This is a genomic window from Sphingopyxis sp. (assembly GCF_965279755.1).
In the GTDB taxonomy this organism is placed as follows: Bacteria; Pseudomonadota; Alphaproteobacteria; order Sphingomonadales; family Sphingomonadaceae; genus Sphingopyxis.
Genome location: NZ_OZ257261.1, coordinates 2,063,886 through 2,084,235 on the forward strand (window position 1 = coordinate 2,063,886; position 20,350 = coordinate 2,084,235).

General features: G+C 66.0%; 22 protein-coding genes. 11 read left to right on the forward strand and 11 right to left on the reverse strand.

The features are described from left to right. Window positions 1–5 precede the first annotated feature (5 nt). Both ACQY80_RS10155 and ACQY80_RS10160 read left to right on the forward strand, forming a co-directional pair. The gene (locus ACQY80_RS10155; protein ID WP_428678875.1) at window positions 6–1,226 is read left to right on the forward strand and encodes a TIGR04063 family PEP-CTERM/XrtA system glycosyltransferase; all 1,221 of its coding nucleotides are present in this window, start codon (window positions 6–8) and stop codon (window positions 1,224–1,226) included. A 15-nt stretch (window positions 1,227–1,241) separates the two neighbouring features. Then, the gene (locus ACQY80_RS10160) at window positions 1,242–2,042 is read left to right on the forward strand and encodes a hypothetical protein (protein ID WP_428678878.1); all 801 of its coding nucleotides are present in this window, start codon (window positions 1,242–1,244) and stop codon (window positions 2,040–2,042) included. On the opposite strand, the gene ACQY80_RS10165 is transcribed toward ACQY80_RS10160, so the two are convergent. Together ACQY80_RS10165 and ACQY80_RS10170 are read right to left on the reverse strand one after the other, a co-directional pair. Further along, window positions 2,039–2,350, reverse strand: a complete 312-nt coding sequence (locus ACQY80_RS10165; protein WP_428678880.1) for a hypothetical protein — start codon at window positions 2,348–2,350, stop codon at window positions 2,039–2,041. The two genes, ACQY80_RS10160 and ACQY80_RS10165, sit on opposite strands and share 4 nt — an antisense overlap. Next, entirely contained in the window at window positions 2,347–2,592 is a 246-nt protein-coding gene (locus ACQY80_RS10170; protein ID WP_428678883.1) for a hypothetical protein, read from the reverse strand. The genes ACQY80_RS10165 and ACQY80_RS10170 overlap by 4 nt, the downstream gene beginning before the upstream one ends. A gap of 136 nt (window positions 2,593–2,728) precedes the next feature. Between ACQY80_RS10170 and ACQY80_RS10175 the strand changes: the two genes are divergently transcribed. Next, the gene (locus ACQY80_RS10175) at window positions 2,729–3,397 is read left to right on the forward strand and encodes a S24 family peptidase (protein WP_428678885.1); all 669 of its coding nucleotides are present in this window, start codon (window positions 2,729–2,731) and stop codon (window positions 3,395–3,397) included. 33 nt (window positions 3,398–3,430) lie between these two features. Here the strand turns inward: ACQY80_RS10175 and ACQY80_RS10180 are convergent, their stop codons facing one another. Further along, window positions 3,431–3,739: a hypothetical protein gene (locus ACQY80_RS10180; protein WP_428678887.1), complete on the reverse strand. Its 309-nt coding sequence runs from the start codon at window positions 3,737–3,739 to the stop codon at window positions 3,431–3,433. 178 nt (window positions 3,740–3,917) lie between these two features. Here ACQY80_RS10180 and ACQY80_RS10185 point away from each other — a divergent pair, with 178 nt between their 5' ends. Beyond that, complete coding sequence (locus ACQY80_RS10185) at window positions 3,918–5,204, forward strand: methyl-accepting chemotaxis protein (RefSeq protein WP_428678890.1); 1,287 nt, start codon at window positions 3,918–3,920, stop codon at window positions 5,202–5,204. 116 nt (window positions 5,205–5,320) lie between these two features. Further along, on the forward strand, window positions 5,321–6,046 hold the full coding sequence (gene aqpZ / locus ACQY80_RS10190; protein ID WP_428678892.1) for an aquaporin Z: 726 nt from the start codon (window positions 5,321–5,323) through the stop codon (window positions 6,044–6,046). Between the two features lie 33 nt (window positions 6,047–6,079). On the opposite strand, the gene galU is transcribed toward aqpZ, so the two are convergent. From galU to ACQY80_RS10220, 6 genes are all read right to left on the reverse strand, one after another. Further along, entirely contained in the window at window positions 6,080–6,943 is an 864-nt protein-coding gene (gene galU / locus ACQY80_RS10195) for a UTP--glucose-1-phosphate uridylyltransferase GalU (protein WP_428678894.1), read from the reverse strand. 50 nt (window positions 6,944–6,993) lie between these two features. Continuing rightward, a complete protein-coding gene (locus ACQY80_RS10200) occupies window positions 6,994–7,497 on the reverse strand; it encodes an OmpA family protein (RefSeq protein WP_428678895.1) in 504 nt (167 codons plus the stop codon). Window positions 7,498–7,516: 19 nt separating this feature from the next. Further along, a complete protein-coding gene (locus ACQY80_RS10205) occupies window positions 7,517–8,734 on the reverse strand; it encodes a diguanylate cyclase domain-containing protein (protein ID WP_428678898.1) in 1,218 nt (405 codons plus the stop codon). Further along, window positions 8,731–9,216 carry a YfiR family protein gene (locus ACQY80_RS10210; protein WP_428678900.1) on the reverse strand — a complete coding sequence of 162 codons (486 nt, stop codon included), beginning with the start codon at window positions 9,214–9,216 and terminating at the stop codon, window positions 8,731–8,733. The genes ACQY80_RS10205 and ACQY80_RS10210 overlap by 4 nt, the downstream gene beginning before the upstream one ends. Window positions 9,217–9,414: 198 nt before the next feature. Beyond that, window positions 9,415–9,951, reverse strand: a complete 537-nt coding sequence (gene msrA, locus ACQY80_RS10215; RefSeq protein ID WP_428678903.1) for a peptide-methionine (S)-S-oxide reductase MsrA — start codon at window positions 9,949–9,951, stop codon at window positions 9,415–9,417. Between the two features lie 52 nt (window positions 9,952–10,003). Beyond that, window positions 10,004–10,993 (reverse strand): M48 family metalloprotease, encoded by a 990-nt coding sequence (locus tag ACQY80_RS10220; protein ID WP_428678905.1) that lies wholly within the window; start codon window positions 10,991–10,993, stop codon window positions 10,004–10,006. Window positions 10,994–11,097: 104 nt separating this feature from the next. Here ACQY80_RS10220 and ACQY80_RS10225 point away from each other — a divergent pair, with 104 nt between their 5' ends. The 6 genes from ACQY80_RS10225 to ACQY80_RS10250 all read left to right on the forward strand — a co-directional run bounded on the left by ACQY80_RS10225 (window position 11,098) and on the right by ACQY80_RS10250 (window position 18,210). Then, window positions 11,098–12,120, forward strand: coding sequence for a COX15/CtaA family protein (locus ACQY80_RS10225; protein ID WP_428678908.1), 1,023 nt, complete (start codon window positions 11,098–11,100; stop codon window positions 12,118–12,120). Continuing rightward, window positions 12,117–12,914 (forward strand): hypothetical protein, encoded by a 798-nt coding sequence (locus ACQY80_RS10230; protein ID WP_428678911.1) that lies wholly within the window; start codon window positions 12,117–12,119, stop codon window positions 12,912–12,914. Before ACQY80_RS10225 ends, ACQY80_RS10230 begins: the two co-directional genes overlap by 4 nt. Before the next feature lie 174 nt (window positions 12,915–13,088). Then, on the forward strand, window positions 13,089–13,568 hold the full coding sequence (rplM, locus tag ACQY80_RS10235; RefSeq protein ID WP_428685820.1) for a 50S ribosomal protein L13: 480 nt from the start codon (window positions 13,089–13,091) through the stop codon (window positions 13,566–13,568). Beyond that, entirely contained in the window at window positions 13,568–14,065 is a 498-nt protein-coding gene (rpsI, locus tag ACQY80_RS10240) for a 30S ribosomal protein S9 (protein ID WP_428678913.1), read from the forward strand. The genes rplM and rpsI overlap by 1 nt, the downstream gene beginning before the upstream one ends. Window positions 14,066–14,273: 208 nt before the next feature. Next, on the forward strand, window positions 14,274–17,810 hold the full coding sequence (locus tag ACQY80_RS10245) for an autotransporter domain-containing protein (RefSeq protein ID WP_428678916.1): 3,537 nt from the start codon (window positions 14,274–14,276) through the stop codon (window positions 17,808–17,810). A 94-nt stretch (window positions 17,811–17,904) separates the two neighbouring features. Next, window positions 17,905–18,210, forward strand: coding sequence for a hypothetical protein (locus ACQY80_RS10250; protein ID WP_428678919.1), 306 nt, complete (start codon window positions 17,905–17,907; stop codon window positions 18,208–18,210). On the opposite strand, the gene ACQY80_RS10255 is transcribed toward ACQY80_RS10250, so the two are convergent. Further along, window positions 18,207–19,250, reverse strand: a complete 1,044-nt coding sequence (locus ACQY80_RS10255) for a phosphotransferase (RefSeq protein ID WP_428678920.1) — start codon at window positions 19,248–19,250, stop codon at window positions 18,207–18,209. The genes ACQY80_RS10250 and ACQY80_RS10255 overlap by 4 nt on opposite strands. Then, a complete protein-coding gene (locus ACQY80_RS10260) occupies window positions 19,247–20,338 on the reverse strand; it encodes a hypothetical protein (RefSeq protein ID WP_428678923.1) in 1,092 nt (363 codons plus the stop codon). Before ACQY80_RS10260 ends, ACQY80_RS10255 begins: the two co-directional genes overlap by 4 nt. Window positions 20,339–20,350: the final 12 nt, after the last annotated feature.

The window sequence follows — 20,350 nt, forward strand, 5'->3', positions numbered from 1 at the left end:
ACCCGATGACCCGTATTCTCCACGTCCTTGATCACAGTCTGCCCGCGCACAGCGGCTACACCTTTCGAACGCGCGCGCTGATGAAGGCGCAGGTAACGAAAGGCTGGGCCGTTGCGGGGGTTACCGGCGTGCGCCATCCGGTGCCGGGCCCCGAAGTCGAGACGGTCGACGGGCTGACTTTTTATCGCACCCCCGCGATCGCGCCTGCACGCTCGCCGATCCGCGAATGGCGCGAGATTGCGGCTTTGGCGGCGCGGACCGAAGCGCTGGCGCGCGAATGGAAACCCGATCTGCTCCACGCGCATTCGCCGGTGCTCGACGGCCTCGCCGCGCTGCGCGCCGGCAAGCGGCTCGGCATTCCGGTGATCTATGAAATCCGCGCCTTTTGGGAGGATGCATCGGTCGGCAACGGCACGGGGCGCGAAGGCAGCGCACGCTATTTCCTGACCCGCCAGCTTGAGACGCATGCGGTGAAATCGGCCGATGCGGTCGCGGTGATCTGCGAGGGGCTGCGCGGCGACCTGATCGCGCGCGGGATCGATCCGGCGAAGATCGTCGTGTCGCCGAACGGCGTCGACCTCGACCTGTTCGGCAATCCGCCGCCGCGCGAGGATGCGCTGGCGGCCGATCTCGGCATTGCGGTAGACGATGTGGTGATCGGGTTCATCGGCAGCTTCTATGATTATGAGGGGATCGACGATCTGATCGCGGCGATGCCCGCGCTCGTCGCGGCACAGCCGGGCGCGCGCCTGCTGCTCGTCGGCGGCGGGCCGATGGAGGCCGCGCTGAAGGCGCAGGCCGCGGTATCGCCGGTCGCGGAGCGGATCCATTTCGTCGGCCGCGTGCCGCACGATCAGGTCGCGCGCTATTATTCGCTGATCGATATCCTCGCCTATCCGCGCAAGAAGATGCGGCTGACCGATCTTGTCACGCCGCTGAAACCGCTGGAGGCGATGGCGCAGGGCAAGCTGGTCGCGGCGTCGGATGTCGGCGGTCACCGCGAGCTGATCGAGGATGGCGTGACCGGCACGCTGTTCGCGCCCGACGATCCGGCGGCGATCGCCGCTGCGCTGGCGGACCTGCTGCGGCAGCGCGCGATGTGGGAAGACCGTCGGCGCACCGCGCGTATTTTTGTCGAAACGCATCGTAACTGGTCGTCAAACATTTTACGTTACGAACCGGTTTACCAACGCCTGCTCAGCGCCAAAGCGCCGCGGGCGGCCTGACGAGATCTGAACGATATGGACGATTATAGCGAAGCGCCGAAGACCAGCCGTAGGGGCGCCTTGCTGCGCGCCCTGCGTCCGGCTCTCCCCGCGGTGATCGGCGCGGCGGCACTGACCTTCCTTTTCGCCGCCGTTATACCCATGGCTTGGGTCGCGGGGATCAGCTGGAACCTCTATCTCGACCGCCTGTCCGACTTTTTCGTGCCGCCGGTCGGCAATGCCGCGCGGCTGTCGCTCGCGCTTGGCATGGCGCTGATTGCGGCGCTGATCGCCGGCTTCGTCGCGCTGCTGATCGCCGAGCCCGAGCAATCGGGCCTCGCCGCGCTCGGCCGACGCTTCAAACGCCGCGAGGCGGAGGAGCAGGATGATGATATTCCGGTGCGCCGCCGCGCCGACCTGCACCCCGATGATTTGCCGCGTTCGCCGATCCGGGCGGGTCGCGATCTCCCCGCTGAGGGGCTGGGCCCTGTGGGCGCGGCCGTCGAGTCTGCCGCTCCCGAGGCGATGGACGAACGGGAAGAGGACGAACTGATCCTCGCCGACCTTGCGCCGGTCGAAGTCGAGGAACCCGGCGCCGAGCCCTGGTTGCAGCCGGTCGAGCGCGCCGGCCCCGCTATGCCTGATCCCGCCGACAATTCGATCGCCGCGATGGTCGCGCGTCTGGAAGCGGGGCTTGCACGCCGCCGCCCTGTCGCCGCGCCAGCGATCCCGGTTCCGGGTGCTGAAGTGGTCGAAGAAGGTGAGCCCGAAATCGACTTCGCGCTCGAAGCCGCGCTCAGCACGCTCCAGCGGATGAACCGGTCGACGGCCGGCTAATCTTCCACGGTCAAAATCTCGATCCGGAAGGCCCGATCCTCACCGGGCTCGATCGCCACATCGGCGACGATATGACCCGGTAGCCGCCATTGGGCGGTATTCAGTCGCTTGCCGAGCGCCTCCAGCGAAACCCCTTCGGCGGCGCAATCGAACAGATGGCGCGCGCCGACAAAATTGGCGCTTGCCCAAGGACGCAGAGTCGACTGCCCCAGCGTGACGCCCGCGCCGAGCTCGGCGGCGAGCAGGCGGGTCAGGCGGCGATGCGGGCAGGACGGATGCGCGGGCGCGGCAGGGGACCAGCGGCTCATGCCCGGCCTCCGGCGCCGAAACGGCGGTCGCCGCATGGCGCGATCCGTCCGGCGTAATGGTCTGCCCGCCATTTGTTCATGAAATGTTCCACGCGACATGTCATGCGGCGGCCGGCCTCGCGTCCACCGCGCAGGTCGCTGACGAGTCGCGGGTCGTGCACGGCGGCGCGCCCGAAGACGCTCGGCGGCATCTGCGATTCCTTCAGAAAAGCCTCGATCCGCTGCAACAGGCTGCGCTCCATATTGTCCTCCCGATTCCGCAGTTTCCAGGCGACTCGCCCGATAGGATATTTCCTATTTGGTAGGCGTTTTCCTACTTGTCTAGGAAAATTCCTATCGCTATGTATGAAATAGGAAGGACCAGCCAGCGGTGACTCCATGACCGATTTCGACCCCGATCCGCGCATCGCGCTCGACCGACTGTTGACCGAGCGCGGCATCGACTATGCGCAGCTGTCGGCGCGCATCGGGCGCAATCCCGCCTATATCCAGCAATATATCAAGCGCGGGTCGCCGCGCCGGCTGGCCGAAGAGGACCGCGCGCGGATCGCGGCCTATCTCGGTGTGACGGAGGCGCTGCTCGGCGGACCCGAACGCCGCGTCGCAGTCCCGGCACGGCAGCGCGGCGGTGACATGGTGCTCGTTCCCAAACTGGCGATCGGCGCCTCGGCGGGTGCGGGCGCGAGTATCGAGGGCGAAGCGGTCGAGGGTCAGGTCGCGTTCGACCCCAAATGGCTGCGCGACCTCGGCGCCGATCCGCGCGCGCTCAGTATCATTCGCGTCGAGGGCGATTCGATGGCGCCGACGCTGAATGACGGTGACGACATATTGGTCGACGGCGGCGATGCGGCGGCGCGGTTGCGCGATGGCATCTATGTGTTGCGGATGGACGATGTGCTGATGGTGAAGCGCATCGCCCGCGCGCCGGGGCAGGGGCGCCTCTCGGTCATCAGCGACAACCGGCAATATCGCAGCTGGGACGATCTGCCGATGGCGGCGGTCCAGCTGGTCGGCCGGGTCGTCTGGACGGGGCGGCGGGTGCGCTGACGCGATCGCGGCCAAGCCTGCGTCTACGCGTCATCAGGGCATCGGCTGCGCCATCACCGCTTCGATTTCATGCTCGAGCACTTCGGCGCGCTCGCACTGGTCCTGTTTGCCGTCGCGGCATTTTTCGGCCGCCTTGTCGCGCTGGCGCGACAGCTTGCCCAGCCGTTCCTCGCGCTCGCGCATCGCGCGGCCGCGGTTGCGGTCAGCCTCGTCCTGGCTCGTCGTCGACCAGTCGGCGACCTGACTGACCGCCTTCACCGGAGCGGTGACGACCGTCTTGACCGCGCTGACGCAGCCGGTGAGGAGGGGGGCGGCCAGTGCCGCAACGATCAGGGCTCGCATAATTCTCTCCTCGCCGATGCCTTCTCATCGCATAGGCGCGCGAAGGTGAACAGTCGATTGCGACGGGAAGTGGCGACAATCGGCGCATCTGTCATATCACTGAAACAAATGGTTAAAGTCCCGTTTACCCAGTTTGGGTAGGTCGGCGGCGCCACACCGATCTGCTCATGGGATTATGATGAACGCTGTCGACCTTGCCCTGTCTCCTGCGTCCGGCCATTCGGCCGCGATCGGGAGCGACGCGCATCTGTCGCAAGTGATCGACATTTTCCGTACCCGGCCGCAATTGCGCGTGCTGACCGTGCTCGATGAGGAGGGCGCGCCAGCCGGCATTATACGCGAGCAGCGGGTGCGCGAACTTCTGTTCTGCCCCTATTGGTTCTCGCTGATGCAGAACCCGTCGATCGGCGGATCGATCGAATCGATGGTCGAGCCCTGCGATACCGCGGACATCGGGGAATCGACCGCCAGCCTGCTGCGCATCGCAGCGCGGTCGAAATCCCAGGAAGCGCTGGTGCTCGTCGACCGGGGACGCTTCGTCGAAACGCTCGACGGCGCGCAGCTCGCCAGGCTGGCGATGCTGCGCGAGGTTGAGCTGGCGCAGGAGAGTGCGGCGCGGGCCGCATCGGTCGAAGACGCCGGCCGGCGTTTCCGGCAGGATATCGCGGCGCTGACGAGCGCGTTGTCCGAAATGGCTCGCGAGGTCGAGGATGTGTCGCGCGGGCTTGGCGAACGCGCCGAACAGACGGGCCGCGATGCGGTATCGGTTGCCGGCGCGACCGCGCAGACGCTGACCGGACTGCAGGAGCTTGGCGATCGCGGCCGCGCGCTTGCGGCCAGCATGACGCGGATCGTCGACGACGGCAGCCGGGCACGGGTCATCCGCCGCGACGCCCACCAGAAGGTGCGGCAGGCCGGCGCGCGCGCGAGCGCGCTGCAGACCGCGAGCCACTCGATCGAGGAAATGCTCCGCCTGATCATCGACATGGCGAGCCGCACCAACATGCTTGCGCTCAACGCTGGAATCGAGGCGGCGCGGGCGGGCGACGCGGGGCGCGGCTTCGCGGTCGTCGCGGCCGAGGTGAAGACGCTCGCCACCCAGACGCGCGCCGCTGCCACCGATATCACCCCCTATATCGAGCGTATCCGCGAAATCGTCGCGCAGGTCGCCGACGGTTTCCATGAGGTCGAGCGCGCGATCGACGCGAACAACGGCTTTTCCGATGCGGTCGATGAGGCGGTCGACGGACAGAGCGCGACGACGCTTCTCATCGCAAGCTATGTCGAGCAGGCGGTGGCCGCGGGACACGAGATCGACGGGCGCGTCCACCATATCGGCCGCGGCGCCTCGGCGGTCGGGCAGGGCGCTGTGTCGCTGGGCGAGCTGTCGTCGGGGCTGACGCGCGCCGCGCTGTCGCTTCACGAGCGCGCCAACCAGTTCGTCGGGGCCATTGCAGCCGCCTGATGAAGGCTCAATCCCGGCGCGGGACATATGGTTTACAAAGACTTGCCGGCTGGCCCGACTATGCTAGCTTCCTTCTTGCGTCGGCGGCGCGCTGGCCGCCGGGGGAGGAGGGTCATATGACGAATATCCAAAAGGGTCTGGCCGAGTTCATCGGCACTTTCTGGTTGGTCTTCGGCGGTTGCGGGAGCGCGGTTCTGGCCGCGGCCTTTCCCGACGTTGGCATCGGCCTGCTCGGCGTTTCGCTCGCTTTCGGCCTGACCGTGGTGACGATGGCCTATGCGATCGGCCATATTTCGGGCTGCCACCTCAACCCCGCCGTGACCGTCGGCTTGTGGGCGGGCGGGCGCTTCAGCGCGCGCGATATTCCGCTCTATGTCGTCGCACAGGTGCTCGGGGCAATCGTCGCGGCCTTTCTGCTCTATTATGTCGCGAGCGGGACCGGAACCTTCGATCCGGCGACGAACCAGCTTGCGTCCAATGGTTTCGGCGATGCGTCTCCGGGCAAATATGATCTCTGGTCGGGCCTCATCATCGAGGTCGTGCTGACCGCCGTCTTCCTGTGGATCATCATGGGATCGACCGACGGCCGCGCACCAGCCGGCTTCGCGCCGATCGCGATCGGCCTTGGCCTGACGCTGATCCATCTGATCTCGATTCCGGTGACCAACACGTCGGTCAATCCGGCGCGCAGCACCGGGCCGGCGCTCGTCGTCGGCGGTATCGCGCTGCAGCAGCTGTGGCTGTTCTGGGTCGCCCCGCTGATCGGCGGCGTGCTTGGCGGCTGGCTCTACAAGACGATCGGGGCGGACAATTTCCCCAAGCCCAACATCGAGGGCGAATGACGATCCGGCCGGCGGGGCGCTGCTCCGCCGGTCCTATTTGAGCAAGTCGATCGCAAAGGCGCGGACTTCGTCCGCCATGTCGGGCCGCTCAAGCGCGACCGCGAGATTGGCCTGGATATAGCCGGCCTTCGATCCGCAATCGTAACGCGCGCCGTCGAAGGTGACGGCATGGAAGGGCTGCTCGCCGATCATTGTCGCCATTGCGTCGGTCAGCTGGATTTCCCCGCCGGCGCCCTTCTCCTGATTTTCGAGTACGCGCATCACTTCGGGCTGGAGGATGTAGCGGCCCGAAATGATCAGGTTCGACGGTGCCTCGGCGCCCTTCGGCTTCTCGACGAGGCCCTTGACCTCGGTCAGCGCGCCATCGGCCTTGCCGGGCGCGATCACGCCGTAACTCGACACCTGTTCGTGCGGCACTTCGAGCACCGAGATCAGGTTGCCGCCAACCTTGTGATAGGCGTCGACCATCTGCTTCATGCAGCCTGGCGAGCCGTGCATGAACTCGTCGGGCAGGAAGATCGCGAAAGGTTCGTCGCCGACGATATCACGCGCGCACCAGATAGCGTGGCCCAGCCCCATCGGCTCCTGCTGACGGACATAGGCGCAATTGCCGGGGCCTAGCCGCGTGGGTTCGAGCACCGACAGATCCTTGCCGCGCTCCAACATCGTCTTTTCGAGCTCGAAGGCGATATCGAAATGATCCTCGATCGCACTTTTGCCACGGCCGGTGACGAAGATCATCTGCTCGATCCCTGCCTCGCGGGCCTCGTCGACCGCATATTGGATCAGCGGCCGGTCGACGACCGGAAGCATTTCCTTGGGGATCGCCTTCGTTGCGGGCAGGAAGCGGGTGCCGAGGCCGGCAACGGGAAAGACGGCTTTGCGGATCGGTTTCATGAACGCGCTTCTAATGGTTCGGGGGACGACTGGAAAGCGGCGCGAGCGTGTCAGGCCGGCGGCGTGACGACAATCACGACACGGCGGTTATCCTGCCGTCCCTGTTCAGTGTCGTTGGGCGAGAGCGGAATCGTCTCGCCGCGGCCGATGATCTGTTCGGGGGTGAAGCGCATCCCGTTCGATTGCAGCACGCCCGCGACGACCCGCGCGCGAGCCTCCGACAGCGTCTGGTTATAGGCGCTGGCACCGGTCGAATCGGTATGCCCTTCGACGCGCGCGGTCGGGATGTCTACCGCGACCAGATGCTGCGCGAGCTTGCCCAGCGCGTCGATCTGATCGGGCAGGAGTCCGCTTTCATTCACGGGAAAGAGCAACCGTTCGTTGATCGTGAGCGACCATTCGTCGCCCGCTTCGACGAACCCTTCGCTCTTCAGCGCGGCAACCTGTGTCGGGCTGAATCCCTTTGGAACGGGCATGCTCTGGCAGGCGGCAAGAAGTGCGGTCAGCAGGATGAGGGCGAGGTGCCGGATCGGCGTGTGCAGGGGGTGGGTCACGATATCTCTCCGCTTGGCTCTACTTCGAGCGGTTGATCAGCTTGTCGGCATACATGGCGGCGTCGGCAGCGGTCAGCAGCGCGCGCGCATCGGCGCCATCGTCGGGATAGACGGCTGCACCGACGCTGAGGCCAAGCCGATAGGATTCGCCGCCGGGCAGTGCGATCGGCTGTGACACGCTGGCGCGGATGCGCTCGGCGAGCCCTTCGGGGCGGATGGCTTCGTCGAGCGGATCGATCAGGACGATGAATTCGTCGCCGCCGATGCGCGCCGCAAAGTCGCCCTTGCGCAGCGTTTCCTTGATCCGCTCCGACAGGGCGATCAGCACGGCGTCGCCGGCGGCATGCCCGTGGTTGTCGTTCGCCGCCTTGAAATTGTCGGCGTCGATGAACAGCAGTGCGAACCGCTGGCCCTTCGCCTCCGCCGTCTGGATGCGCAGCCGGAGTTGCTCGTCGAACGCGGCGCGGTTGGGCAGCGTGGTCAGCATGTCGTGTGAGGCGCGGTGCGCGAGCACCGCCTTTTCGCTCTCCATAGTACCCTGCCAGCCCTGCAACTCGTCGAGCAGCGCGTTGATGTCGCCGCCCAACCGGTCGAGTTCGGCGATGCCGAGCGGCTGGACGCGTTTGTCAAAGCGGCGATGGAGACGCACATCGTGCGCGACGGTCGCGATTTCGCCGAGCGGCTTGACCAGCTCATATTCAAAACGGCGTGCGAGTATGATTGTGCCGAGCGCGGTGACGAGCAGGCAGCCGAGACCCGCCAGCGCGCCGATGCGGACATAATCGATCAGCGTCGAGCTGTCGCCCCACACCTCGATCCGGCCGATCACCGACCCGTTGCGTTCGACCGTGGCGGCATAGGGCTGCGGAAAGAAAAGGCGGGTCAGAAGTGGTGCAGGATCGCTTGTCGGCGACGTCCATTGATAGAGCGACCGCTCACGATCATCGACGAGGCGCAAGCGCGCGATGCCGGGGATCCGCATCAGCGGTTCGAGCCCTTCGTGCGCGGCCTGCGGATCGTTGAACACCAACGCGGGTTCGGCGCCATAGGCGCCGAGCTTCGCTGCGAGTTCGATATTTCGGTCGGCGTAGCTGCGCAGGGTGGTGATGCCCGCAAGCAGGATCGTCATGCCCGACAACGCGACGGCGAACAGCGTAATGCCGAAATGAAAGCGCGACAGCAGCTTCTGTAATGTCGTGCGCGGTGTCGCTGGGCGTTCGGAAGAGCGGTCGGTCATCGCGCCCCTCCGTCATCGCTGCCGATCTTGAGAACGCGTGGGTCGATCCTGAGCGTGCCGCGGCCGATTGCGTCAAGATTGACCGCGAAGCTGATCTTCGTCGCGCGGGCGCTCAAACAGAACATCGCGCCGAAGCTGCAATTCGGATCGTCGTCGGAGATGGTCAGCACCGGCTTGCCACGCACCCAGCCGATCAGGCTCTGGCGATCGGAGATGGACATGCGGCCGAGGAAGAGAATGTCGCAGCCACCGGCCATCGCGCCGCCAGCGGTCGTACGGCGGACGTTGATCGCCCGTCCGCCAGGGATTGCTGGCGCGATCCGGTCGGTCAGCCGCGGCGCGCCGACAATGCACATCGTGCGCGGCGCGGGCGGTGACCAGTGGGCATAGCTGACGATACCGCCGATGATGCGATTGACGCCGCGCGTCAGCCCCTCGGGGCTGTCTTCGACGACCGTCTGACTCGCAGCCTGGATCGCCATCTGGGGCGCCGAGTAGGACGATCCGAACAGAAGAAGCGAAACCAGCACTTTGCAGCGACCCCCAACTGCATCCAGGAAGTGATCCTGCCCGGAAGCGGGGGCGTCGGCTAGTCTAAACCACCGTCAAGTCAAGGAAAAGCGGCGCATTGCGGCCATTTTGCAACAATGTTGCTGCCAGGGAGTGCTTTGAGTCAGAACCTAATCCGCGCGCAGCCTTTCGGCGAATCCCTTGCGCAGCTTCGCCAGCTTCGGGGGGATCACCGCCATGCAATAGGGATTGCGCTGACCCTCGCCGTCCCAATAGGCTTGATGATAATCCTCGGCGGGATACCAGGTCGATGCGGGTTCGATCGTCGTCACGATCGGCGCGGGCCACTCGGCGCCGGCGCGGGCGATGCCCGCTTCGGCGGCGGCGGCCTGTGCGTCACCCTGCGGAAAGATCGCGCTGCGATACTGGGTGCCGATGTCATTGCCCTGCCGATTGAGCTGCGTCGGATCGTGCGTCGCAAAAAACACGTCGAGCAGGTCGCCATAGGTAATGACGGCGGGATCGAAGGTGATGCGGATCGCTTCGGCATGGCCGGTATCGCCGCCGCAGACCTGCTTGTACGTCGGGTTCGCGACGGTGCCGCCGATATAGCCGCTTTCGACGCCGTCGACACCGCTGAGCGACTGGAACACCGCTTCGGTGCACCAGAAACAGCCTCCGGCCAGAATTGCGGTCTCACGGGTCATGGCATTATCCTCGATGGGAAAGGTATGCCCCGTAAATAGGATTGAGGAACGCCTATTCCAAGGGCGGCGGGCTGGCGATCAGCGGCGGTTCGAGCGCGAGGCCGGCGGCGCGTGCGGCATCGATCGCGCGGACCTCGGCCTCGATCGATGTGACGCGCGCCCGCCAGCGAGGGTGGGTGCCCGCCTGGAACAGGGGCTGTCCCTCATGTTTGCCGAAGCTCGTCCAGAAACGGATCGCGGCATGCGGATCGTACCCCGCGCCGGCGAGCAGCCAGGGCGACAGCCGATCGGCCTCGATCTCGGTCTGGCGGAACAGCCGCGCGCTGCGGCCGAACTGCTTGCCAAGTCCGCGATCGACACCCGCGGCATCGAGGCGGACGCGATGGCGTAAAATATTGTGCGCAAGCTCGTGCGCGACCGCGGCGGCAAGTTCATCGTCGTTGGTGGCGAACTGGACCAGGCCGCCGCTTACGACCACCAGCCTGCCGTCGGCCGCACCCTCGGGCCTGTCGCGGGCATCGACGCGGAAGTCGGTCGCACAGCCGGGGACCGGCTTGACGGACACCGCCGGACCCGACGCGCCCGATATCCGTGCCACGACGCTGGCGGGCAGGGCTGCGAAGAGCGTCTCAGCCCCCGCGATGCGCGCGAAGGGATCCTTGTCGTCACCCGACGGAACGGCGACGCCGTTGAGCGCAAGCACGGGCGTGCCAACCTTTAGTCCGGCGAGGTCGGCCGGCGATCCGGGCGCGATGGCGGCAAGGAAGGGCGCGTCGGCATCGCTTGCGCGATAGGCGGCGAGCGCCGCGGGCCGCTGTGCGGCGCTGTAAAGACGGGCATCGCCCCAGATCCAGCCGAACTGCGGCTGCAGCGCGGGACACCAGGCGGCGTTCGCAGTGGTCAGGCGAAAGCCGATCGCGGCGATCCGCCCCTCGAGCGCGGCGAGTTCGGGATAGGGCGACGAAGCCGATGCCGACGCCGCGGCGGGAACCGTCGGTGCGGCCGCGAACAACGTAGCGGCGACAAGGAGGAGAGATCGCATCCTTGCCGCATATCAATCGCGACCTTTCGCGGCCATGACTTTTCGCCGGTGCGGGATTTGCAGCGCCTCTTGCCTATCGCCCGGCAAGCGGCGATAGGGCGGCCATGTCGCGCCCCAATAACCGACCCGCCCTGCTTTCGCGCTGGCTCTGGATCGTCGCCCTGCTCGTGATCGCGGTCGTTGCGGTTGGCGGCATTACCCGCCTCACCGAATCGGGGCTCTCGATCACCGAATGGAAGCCCGTTTCGGGCGTACTGCCGCCGCTGACCGATGCGGCATGGCTGACCGAATTCGAGAAATACAAGCAGATCCCGGAATATAAGGAGATCAATGCCGGCATGTCGTTGGCCGCGTTTAAGGGCATCTTTTTCTGGGAATGGCTGCATCGCATTCTCGGCCGGCTGGTCGGCATGGCGTTGCTTGTCCCGCTTATCTTCTTCGCGTGGCGGCGGATGATCCCCGCGGGCTATGGCTGGCGGCTGCTTGGCCTTGCGGCGCTTGTCGGGCTGCAGGGCGCAATTGGATGGTGGATGGTCGCCTCGGGCCTCGTCGATCGCACCGATGTCAGCCACTTCCGGCTTGCCACGCATTTGCTGACGGCGCTCTTCCTGCTCGCCGCGCTGGTCTGGACCGCGCGCGATTTTGCGCTGATGGCGCATGACCCTGCAGCGCCCAAGGCGCGCCTGACGCGGACGGCCGGCGTTGTCATCGCGATCCTGTTCGTCCAGCTGCTGCTCGGCGCCTGGGTCGCGGGGCTTAACGCGGGCTATGTCGCAAGCACTTGGCCCGCGATGAACGATCATTTCGTTCCCGAAGGGATCGACTGGTCGCATGGCATCGGGTTCGCGCTGACCAACGATCCGTTCCTGATCCATTTTCTTCATCGCTGGTGGTCATGGGTCGCGGCGCTGGCGATCCTGCTGGTCGCCCGCACGCTAGCCCGGCAAGGCGCGCGCACCGAGGCGGCGCTGCTTGTCCTCGTCGTCGCGGCGCAAATGACGCTCGGCATTCTGACCGTCGTCACCGGCGTCTCGATGTGGATCGCGGTGCTGCATCAGGTGACCGGCGCGATCCTTGTCGCGACCGCCGCCGCATCGCTCCACCGTCTCGGCCGCCTCGCCGCATGATCGGTGCGGCGCTGCTGTTGCTGGCAAGCCAGCTCGACCCCGCGCCTCCGCCGCCGACCCCGCCGCTTTCTGCTCCATCGGCCGTCGCGCCGTTGCAGTTCGCGCCGCCGCTCGGCCAGCCGATGACCTATCGCGTGACCAGCCGGCGGCTGGGGCGCGACGGGGCGATGATGACCTATGCGCTTGTCTATGCACTGCAATGGGACCGCGCGGGGCGCGGGCTCCAGCTGACCGCAACGCTGCGCCGGATCGAAACCGATGCGCGGCCCGAACTGGCGCGGAGGCTGACCGGCCTGCTGCGGCCGCTTGTCGGTCAGCCGATGACCTATCTTGTCGCGTCTGACGGCAGCAGCATCGACCTGGTCGATCCCGACGCGCAGTGGCAACGCGTGCTGGACCGCGTCCAGGATATGGGCGCAAAGGCGGAACGGGACGAGGCGAAGCAACTGGCGGCGCTGCTTGCCGCGCTGTCGCCGGCCGATCGCGACAAGATGGTGACGGCTGACGTCCGCGCGCTCGTGGCCCCGGCGAATATGGCGATCCCCGCCTCAAATAGTGCAGCCGATGTGGCGGTGGTGCAGGAAGGCGGCCGGCGCACCGTGACGCGGGTCGAGCGGACGGCCATCGGGGCTGGCGCGCCCGACTCCCACGAGCAGGTCGAGATCGCAACCGTCTGGACGATCGATACCGCGACCGGGCTCGTCCTGAGCGAGGAGCGCAAGACGTTGGCCGGCGCGGAAGCGCGCCTTGTCGAAGAGCGGATCCGCGGCCTCACGCGCGGCGATCCAAGCTGATGGTATCATAATACCCGTCAGGAAAGCCGCTTCAAGCTTGACTTTGCGCGTGCGTGGCGCCATTGGCCCGCTCCGAAGCGCCGCTTCGTCCATTCGGGACAGGCGGCGCGGTTTATTTTCGGGCGGCGGCATGGCTGCTCGTCCTAGTCCATATCTGTCAAGGAGGTCGCCATGATGAAGGCGCTGACCAAGACGACCGCTTCGGCCAATGCCGGCACGGTCGAAAAGAAATGGGTGCTGATCGACGCCGAGGGTCTCGTTGTGGGCCGCGTTGCATCGATCATCGCCAACATCCTGCGCGGCAAGCACAAGCCGTCGTTCACCCCGCACGTCGATTGCGGTGACAATGTCATCGTCATCAACGCGGAGAAGGTGGCGTTCACCGGCAAGAAGCTGGCCGACAAGCGCTATTACAAGCACACCGGCTACGCCGGCGGCATCAAGGAAACCAGCCCCCAGAAGATTCTGGAAGGTCGTTTTCCCGAGCGCGTGCTCGAAAAGGCCATCGAACGCATGATTCCGCGTGGCCCGCTCGGCCGCCAGCAGATGCGCAACCTGCGCATTTTCGCCGGCACCGAACATCCGCATGAAGGGCAGAGCCCCGAAGTGATCGACGTCGCGTCGATGAACCGCAAGAACAAGGTGGGTGCATAATGGCTGACGAACAGACCATGACCGATCTCAAGGATCTCGCCGGCGCCGTCGAAGGCAGTGTTGCCGCTCCGGTTTCGACCACGCCGCTCCGCGAAAAGCAGGTCGACAAGCAGGGCCGCGCCTATGCGACCGGCCGCCGCAAGGACGCCGTTGCCCGCGTGTGGGTCAAGCCCGGCACGGGCAAGATCACCGTCAACGGCCGCGACCAGGAAGTTTATTTCGCACGTCCGACGCTGCGTCTCGTCATCAACCAGCCCTTCGGTCTGACCGAACGCACTGGCCAGTATGACGTGATCGCGACCGTCAAGGGCGGTGGTCTGTCGGGCCAGGCCGGTGCCGTTCTGCACGGTATCGCGCAGGCGCTGACCCGCTTCGAACCGGCGCTTCGCAGCCCGGTGAAGGCGGCAGGCTTCCTGACCCGCGACAGCCGTGCGGTCGAGCGTAAGAAGTACGGCAAGGCCAAGGCCCGCCGCAGCTTCCAGTTCTCGAAGCGCTAAGTTTCTTTCGCCGACGGGCGAAGAAGGGAAGGGCGGTCCGGCAACGGGCCGCCCTTTTTCGTGGGTTTCACGGGAGTGTAATCGGCTCGTCGCAAAGCGGTTAACAGTCTGTAACCAAATATTGTGTAATTTTTCCGCGCGGTTAAGCTGCCCCCATGTCGCCGAGTCCCGACCCGGACGAGGCGTCACCAAACTACGGGGGTAGTATATGAATAAGTTCGTTTTTTCGCGGCGCGTGCGCCGCGGAGGCCTGATGGCGTCGGTATGCGTCGCGGGTCTGATGCAGGCTGCGCCTGCGCTCGCGCAGGACATGGCCACGCTGCCGCTGACGCGCGGTGATATCCTTGCCGACCTGAAGCCCGAAGCGCAGAGTGGCGCAGGCTTCGTCACAGCGACCGATCCCGAACCGCAACAGGCCACCTTGGCTATGGTCACCCCAGGCCCGCAGATCGTTTCGATCGTCGCGGAGCCCGAACCCGAAATCCTGATCGCCAATCCGGGAACGACGGTTACCGCGCGCGATCCGAACAATGTCACCGGCATCGGCCAGATGATCATCAACAACGGCGACGGCACCGTCGGTCTTTGCACCGCGACGCTGATCAATCCGCGCACGGTCATCTTTGCCGCCCACTGCGTCAATTCGCGCACCGCGACCGCCTATGGAGCGAATTCGGGCGGCACGCCCATTGCCTTCGGGTTCGAGAACAACACGCGCGCTAATGCGGCGGGCCAGCCTGACGAGCTGCTGCTGTGGATCACGGGCGCCAACGCGAACAAGACCAATCTCGCCCAGTCCTTCTATAACTCCAACTGGGTGAATTATAACAATCTCTCGCTGGAGACTGCGGCGAACAAGTTCCTCTATGGCGATGTCGCGATGGCGACGCTCGACACGCCGGCCGCCAATGTGCCGACTTGGGCACTGCTCTTCTCGCCGCTTCCCGATCCCGGCACCATTGGCGCTGCGGGCACTGGCTATAATGTCGGTATCTTCGGTTACGGCGGCATCGGTACCGGACAGGCTGGCCAGACCGCCGGTTCGGATTTCCGTCGCCGCGCGGCCGAGAATGTCATCGGCGCGCTGACCGATCTGCAGACGTTCGAGGGCTTCCTGTTCGGCGGCGCGCCGAACGGGTTGACCCAGAATCTGTATTTCATGGACTTCGACGATCCGCGCCGCGGCATCAGCGGTGCGAGCCCGTTCGACTTCAACGCGTTCCGCGACAATGCGCGGGTGACCAATGGCACGCCGACCGAAGGCATCACGGCGCCTGGCGATTCGGGCGGCCCGCTGGTCCTCCAGACCTTTTCGAAGCAGGTTGTCGCCGGCGTTCTGTCGGGCGGCTATTCGCGCTTCTTCAACGGCCAGCTTCCCTATAGCTATGGCGCGGTCAGCTTCTACCAGCCGCTCTATCTCTATTGGGACTGGATCGCGGAGAACAATCCGTATCATTATGTCTCGGCCAAGGCCGGAAACGGCTCGTGGACCGACCCCAATCACTGGGTGACGACGCTCGACCCGTCGTACATGATCCTGTCGGGCGGGCAGTTGGTGAACGGCATTCCGACCCTGACCGGTGAGCAGAAGACCGGAACGACCGGCGACTTCGGCCAGATCTGTTTCCAGAGCGGCGGGACGAGCGACTGTTATGACACCAAGACCGGTGTCGAAACCGTCGAAACCCGGCCGATCGGAACGGGTAGCGACGCAGATGCGTCGTCGGCGGAACAGACCGCGGAGGCCAGCACGGCGGTTACACGCGACGATCTGATCCCGGGCCTTACGCCCGAGGCGCAGGCTGTTGCCGCGGCGTTGCCGCCCGCGACGCTGGCGAACGGCCTGCCGGGCGCGAGCAACTTCGTGCCGAACAATGCCGATCCGGTTCGCACTGCCGGCACGGCGCCGCGTTATTTCGACGTCACGCTCACCGCGAGCGGGCTTACCACCCTCTCGGCGGCGAACGTCACGATCGATCGCCTGACCATCGCAACGGCGGGTGCGGGGCTGCAGGTCGACTCGGGTGCTTCGCTCAGCTCGCTGATGAACGTCAATCAGCTCGCGGGCATGGTCATGGTCAACGGCACGCTGTCGTCGGTCGGCGACTACAGCCTGATGGGCGGTGCGCTGCTCGGCAGCGGCCGTGTCAACGCGCCCTTCCTGACCAGCGTTCTCGGCCAGATCGCGCCGGGAACTTCGACCACGGTCGGTACGCTGACGATCGGCGGCAATGTGGTCCTGTCATCGGGCACCGGGCTGTTCATCAATCTCGGCCCCAACGGCACGTCGGACCGATTGGCGGTCGTCGCCAACGGCACGTCGACCGGCACCGCCAACCTTGGCGGGGTGGTCAACTTCTCACCGGCGGCGGGCTATTCGATCAAGGCGGGTGACAGCTACACCTTCCTGACCGCAGCGGGCGGTGTGACCGGCACCTTCAGCAATCCTGGCTCGATGTCGGCAATCCTGACGCCAAAACTGACCTACAGCCCGAACGCCGTGTCGGTGCTGATCCAGGCGGGTCTGTATCGCGACGCCGTCAATCATGGTTCGTCGGTGCAGAATGCCTATGCGCAGCTGCTCGACCAGTCGCGCGGCAACGCCGGGCTGGCTGGCATCTATGGCACGCTCGATCTGCAGAATGCGGCGACGATCCAGGCGACGCTCGACAGCTGGGCGCCGCGCACCGAAACGCTGCGTAGCTCGCTCGCGACGGTGGCGGCCGACAATATGTCGCGCTTCTACCGCGACCGTCTCGCCAGCCTCGACGCCGGCGATATGGGCGGCAAGCTGGCGATGATCGGCAAGCCGGTGCAGCTCGCCTCGCTCAGCATGAACGCGACCGGCATGGACCAGACGCGCACCGACGCGGGCGGCGAAGTGACCGTGCAGGAAGGGCGCCTGCCCGAGAGCGTCAGCGGCTTCCTCGCCGGTGGCTATCTCGATGGTGACAGCCGTCCGATGGCCGCAGCGGTGCCCGCGGGTGGTCGTGACCAGTTCGACGGCTTTTACGTCGCGGGCGGTCTCGAAACCGCGCTCGACGACAATGCCGTCATCGGTCTGTCGCTGAGCTACACCGACATCGACGGCAACACTGCCTCGGCCGGCCAGGCTGTCAGCGGCACGCTGATCCAGGGCACGCTCTATGGCAAGGCCCAGCTCGGCGGTGGGGTCGAACTGTCGACGCAGATCAGCGCGGGCGCCTTCGATTCGAAGAGCACGCGCATTGCCAGCCTGATCGGGACGCCGTTCACGCTGACCGGCAAGGACAGCTCGCTGGTGTTCACCGGCGAGGTCACGCTCGGCAAGGACTTCGACCTCGGCTCGGTCGAGTTCGGTCCGCGTGCGGGTTTGCGCGCCAGCCACATCGGCTTCTCCGACATCAAGGAGAATGGTGGTGGTCCCGCCCTGCGGCTCGATCGCAGCGCGTTCAACAGTGCGCAGGGCCGCCTCGGGCTCGAACTGTCGGGCAAGCCGGGCGCGAGCTTCAAGCCGCATCTGCGGGCCGACTATGTCCATGAATTCATGGATGCACCGGCCTCGTTCGGCGGCACCTTCGTTGGCGGCCCCGGACCGAATGCGGTCTTCGGCCTCGCCGGCGGCGACAAGGACTGGTTTGAAGTCGGCGGCGGCCTGACGGTCTCGACCGGCAATGTCGACCTGTCGGTCGGCGCCGAGACGACGATCGGCCGCAGCGATGTCTCGTATCAGAGCTATCGCGGTACGGTGACCTTCCACTTCTGATCGAAGCGGGAAGTGAAAAAGGGGGCGGTCCGGAAACGGGCCGCCCTTTTTGTTGCGCATTGAAGCCGGACACAGGGCGACCTAAACTGGCGCCATGGTTTTCGACCTTCGCCGCGCGCTCCTCAGCAAGGAGGAAAAGGATTCGGCCCGGCTGATGGATTTCGAGTTCCGGCAGCGTGCGCGCAGTTTCAGGCTGATGGCCGAAGCACTGGGAATCGACAGCGGCGTGCTGGTGCAGTCGATCGCGCTGCACGACGACCCCGCGATTCTTGACGGGCTGGCGAACGACTTGCCTAAATCGCGCGAGGAACTCGGCGAGCTCTACGTCCGGTGCCGCACGCAGGCCTATCAGCAGCTGGCGGGCGAAATCGGCGACCCGACGCCGCACCGCCTCGGCTAGAGCAGGTCGAGGCTTCCGAGCGCGAGCGCCTGCCGCGCCGGGCGTTCGGCCATCACCGCGAACATCTCGTCGCCGCGTGTCGTGCGCTCGACGCTCATCGAGGCGAAGACCGCCATGAAATAGCCGCTGAGCGCGCCGATGCGATAGTCGGTCCAGAGGCTTTCGGTATCGGGATCGATCCCGCGCTGACGCAGCGCCGCGATCCAGTGATCGAAGGCCGGCCGATCGGCGGCCGCGCGCTCGAACGGATCGGCGATGCTGGTGCCGACCAGATAGGCGAGGTCGGTCGCGCCGCTGCCGCGTCCCAGCGTCTGCCAGTCGACGAGCCAGCAGCGGTCGCCGGCGGGACCAAAGAGAATATTGTCGATGCGCAGATCGCCGTGGACGATCGTCCGCGCCGCGGGCTGCCGCGTCAGATAGGCGTCGAGCCGCTCGATGATCCCCGCGCCGATGTCCAGAACCCCGGAGTCGAGCCGCGTCGCGTAACGCTCGCGAAAACCGGCATAGAGTTGAGGAAACATCGCACGGATCACGTCGCCATTGTCGCGCGTCAGCCAAGGCAAGGAGTCGAGCCGCGAATCGTCCCAGAGCAGCGCGTGCAGCCCGGCGGCGGCCTCGATGCAGGGAACGAGGCCGGCGAGACCGAGGCCCGCGAGCTGGTCGCCCTGACGCGCCGGGGCAAGGTCCGACAGGATCAGCACGAAATCGACCTCGTCGTCGGCGATCTCGGCATGGTGGCAGACCGGTGCGGCGACGCCACTGGTTCCCGCCAGTTCACGGTACCAGCTCACTTCCTTGATGTAGGTGCCCGTGATCTTGGCGATGTTGCGGCTCGCCTCGTCATGACTCGGGCATTTGGCGACCACCGTTGCGGGTGCGTCGACTTCGTGCGCCCAGTCGAGCGTCAGGCGAAAGCTGTCGCACATCTGCCCGGTACCGACCTTGCTTGCGGTGAATCCGCGCAGCGCGTCCGCTTCCTGTCCCAGCTTGCCGGCGAGCCATGCGGGTGACATCGCCTCGGGCGAGGTCGGGAAGCTCAAGACGCGGGATCCATCAGGCCGGTGAGGCCGGTGGGGCTGTGCGGGCCGACGAACAATTGTTCGAGCACCCCGACGCCGCGGTGGATGCTGCCGCCGTCGTCGAGTTCGGCGGCGACCAGCGCCTGGATGTGCATCGCGAGCGGATTGCCCCAGCCGCGCTCACCCTCGGCCATGCTGTCATGTGCGACCGCCAGCTCGGGGCCGTGGTCGAGACCGTGGCCCCAGACGGGGTGCGTGTAGCCGAGCCCGCTCATCGCGAACACCGGTCCCGTGGGCGACAGCGTCAGCGAGCGGCCCCTGCCGAGATCGGCGGTCATCTTCGCGATCCGGCGCGACCCGGACGCCCATGTCGCGTCGAAGGTCGAGGCGTCGAAATGTTCTTCGGTGCCGCCGTCGCGCGCGATCACCGCGCGGCGGTTCCACGGATTGCCCGCACCATCGTCGTTGCTGTGGAAGAACAGCGCGCGATCCTCGAAATTGCACGGCGTCCACAGCCAGAAGAACTGGTTGAAATTGCCCTCGGGTGGCGGCTGCGGCTCGCTCGCGCCGACGGGGCGGACACCCCAGCTGCGGTCGCGGGTACCGGTCCAGTCGCTGCCGACATCGGCGCGCTGGCCATCGACCGACAGCCAGCCCGACCAGCGGCCGTTCTGGGTCATGCGGGTGTAGTCCATGAACAGGCGGGTGCCGTTCCGGCGGATGAAGCGCGGTTCCTCGATCGGGAAATGCCGGCCGGTGAAAGTCAGCTCGGCGGTGAGGGAGCCGTCGTTCGCGCCGACGCGGAGTGTGACGACCTCCAGCGGCGCATCGATGCTAAGCGCGATCGGACCGACCGACAGGTCGAGGCGCTCGCCGCCCGAGCGGCGGCTGGCGCGAAGATTATGCTGCACGCCGTCGACGATAACGCAGAAGCTGGCGTCGACGATGCCAAGCTGCGGGTAAAAGCCCATTGCCGCGGCGAAGAAGACCGACCCGTCGGGGCTGTAGCCATTGAAGAAATAGCGGTCATAGAAGTTGCGGTCGGTCCCCGCGAACGCAATAGGTTCGCTGGTCTGATGCAACGGAAAATCGTCGCCTTTTGTCAGCATATGTCCTCATCC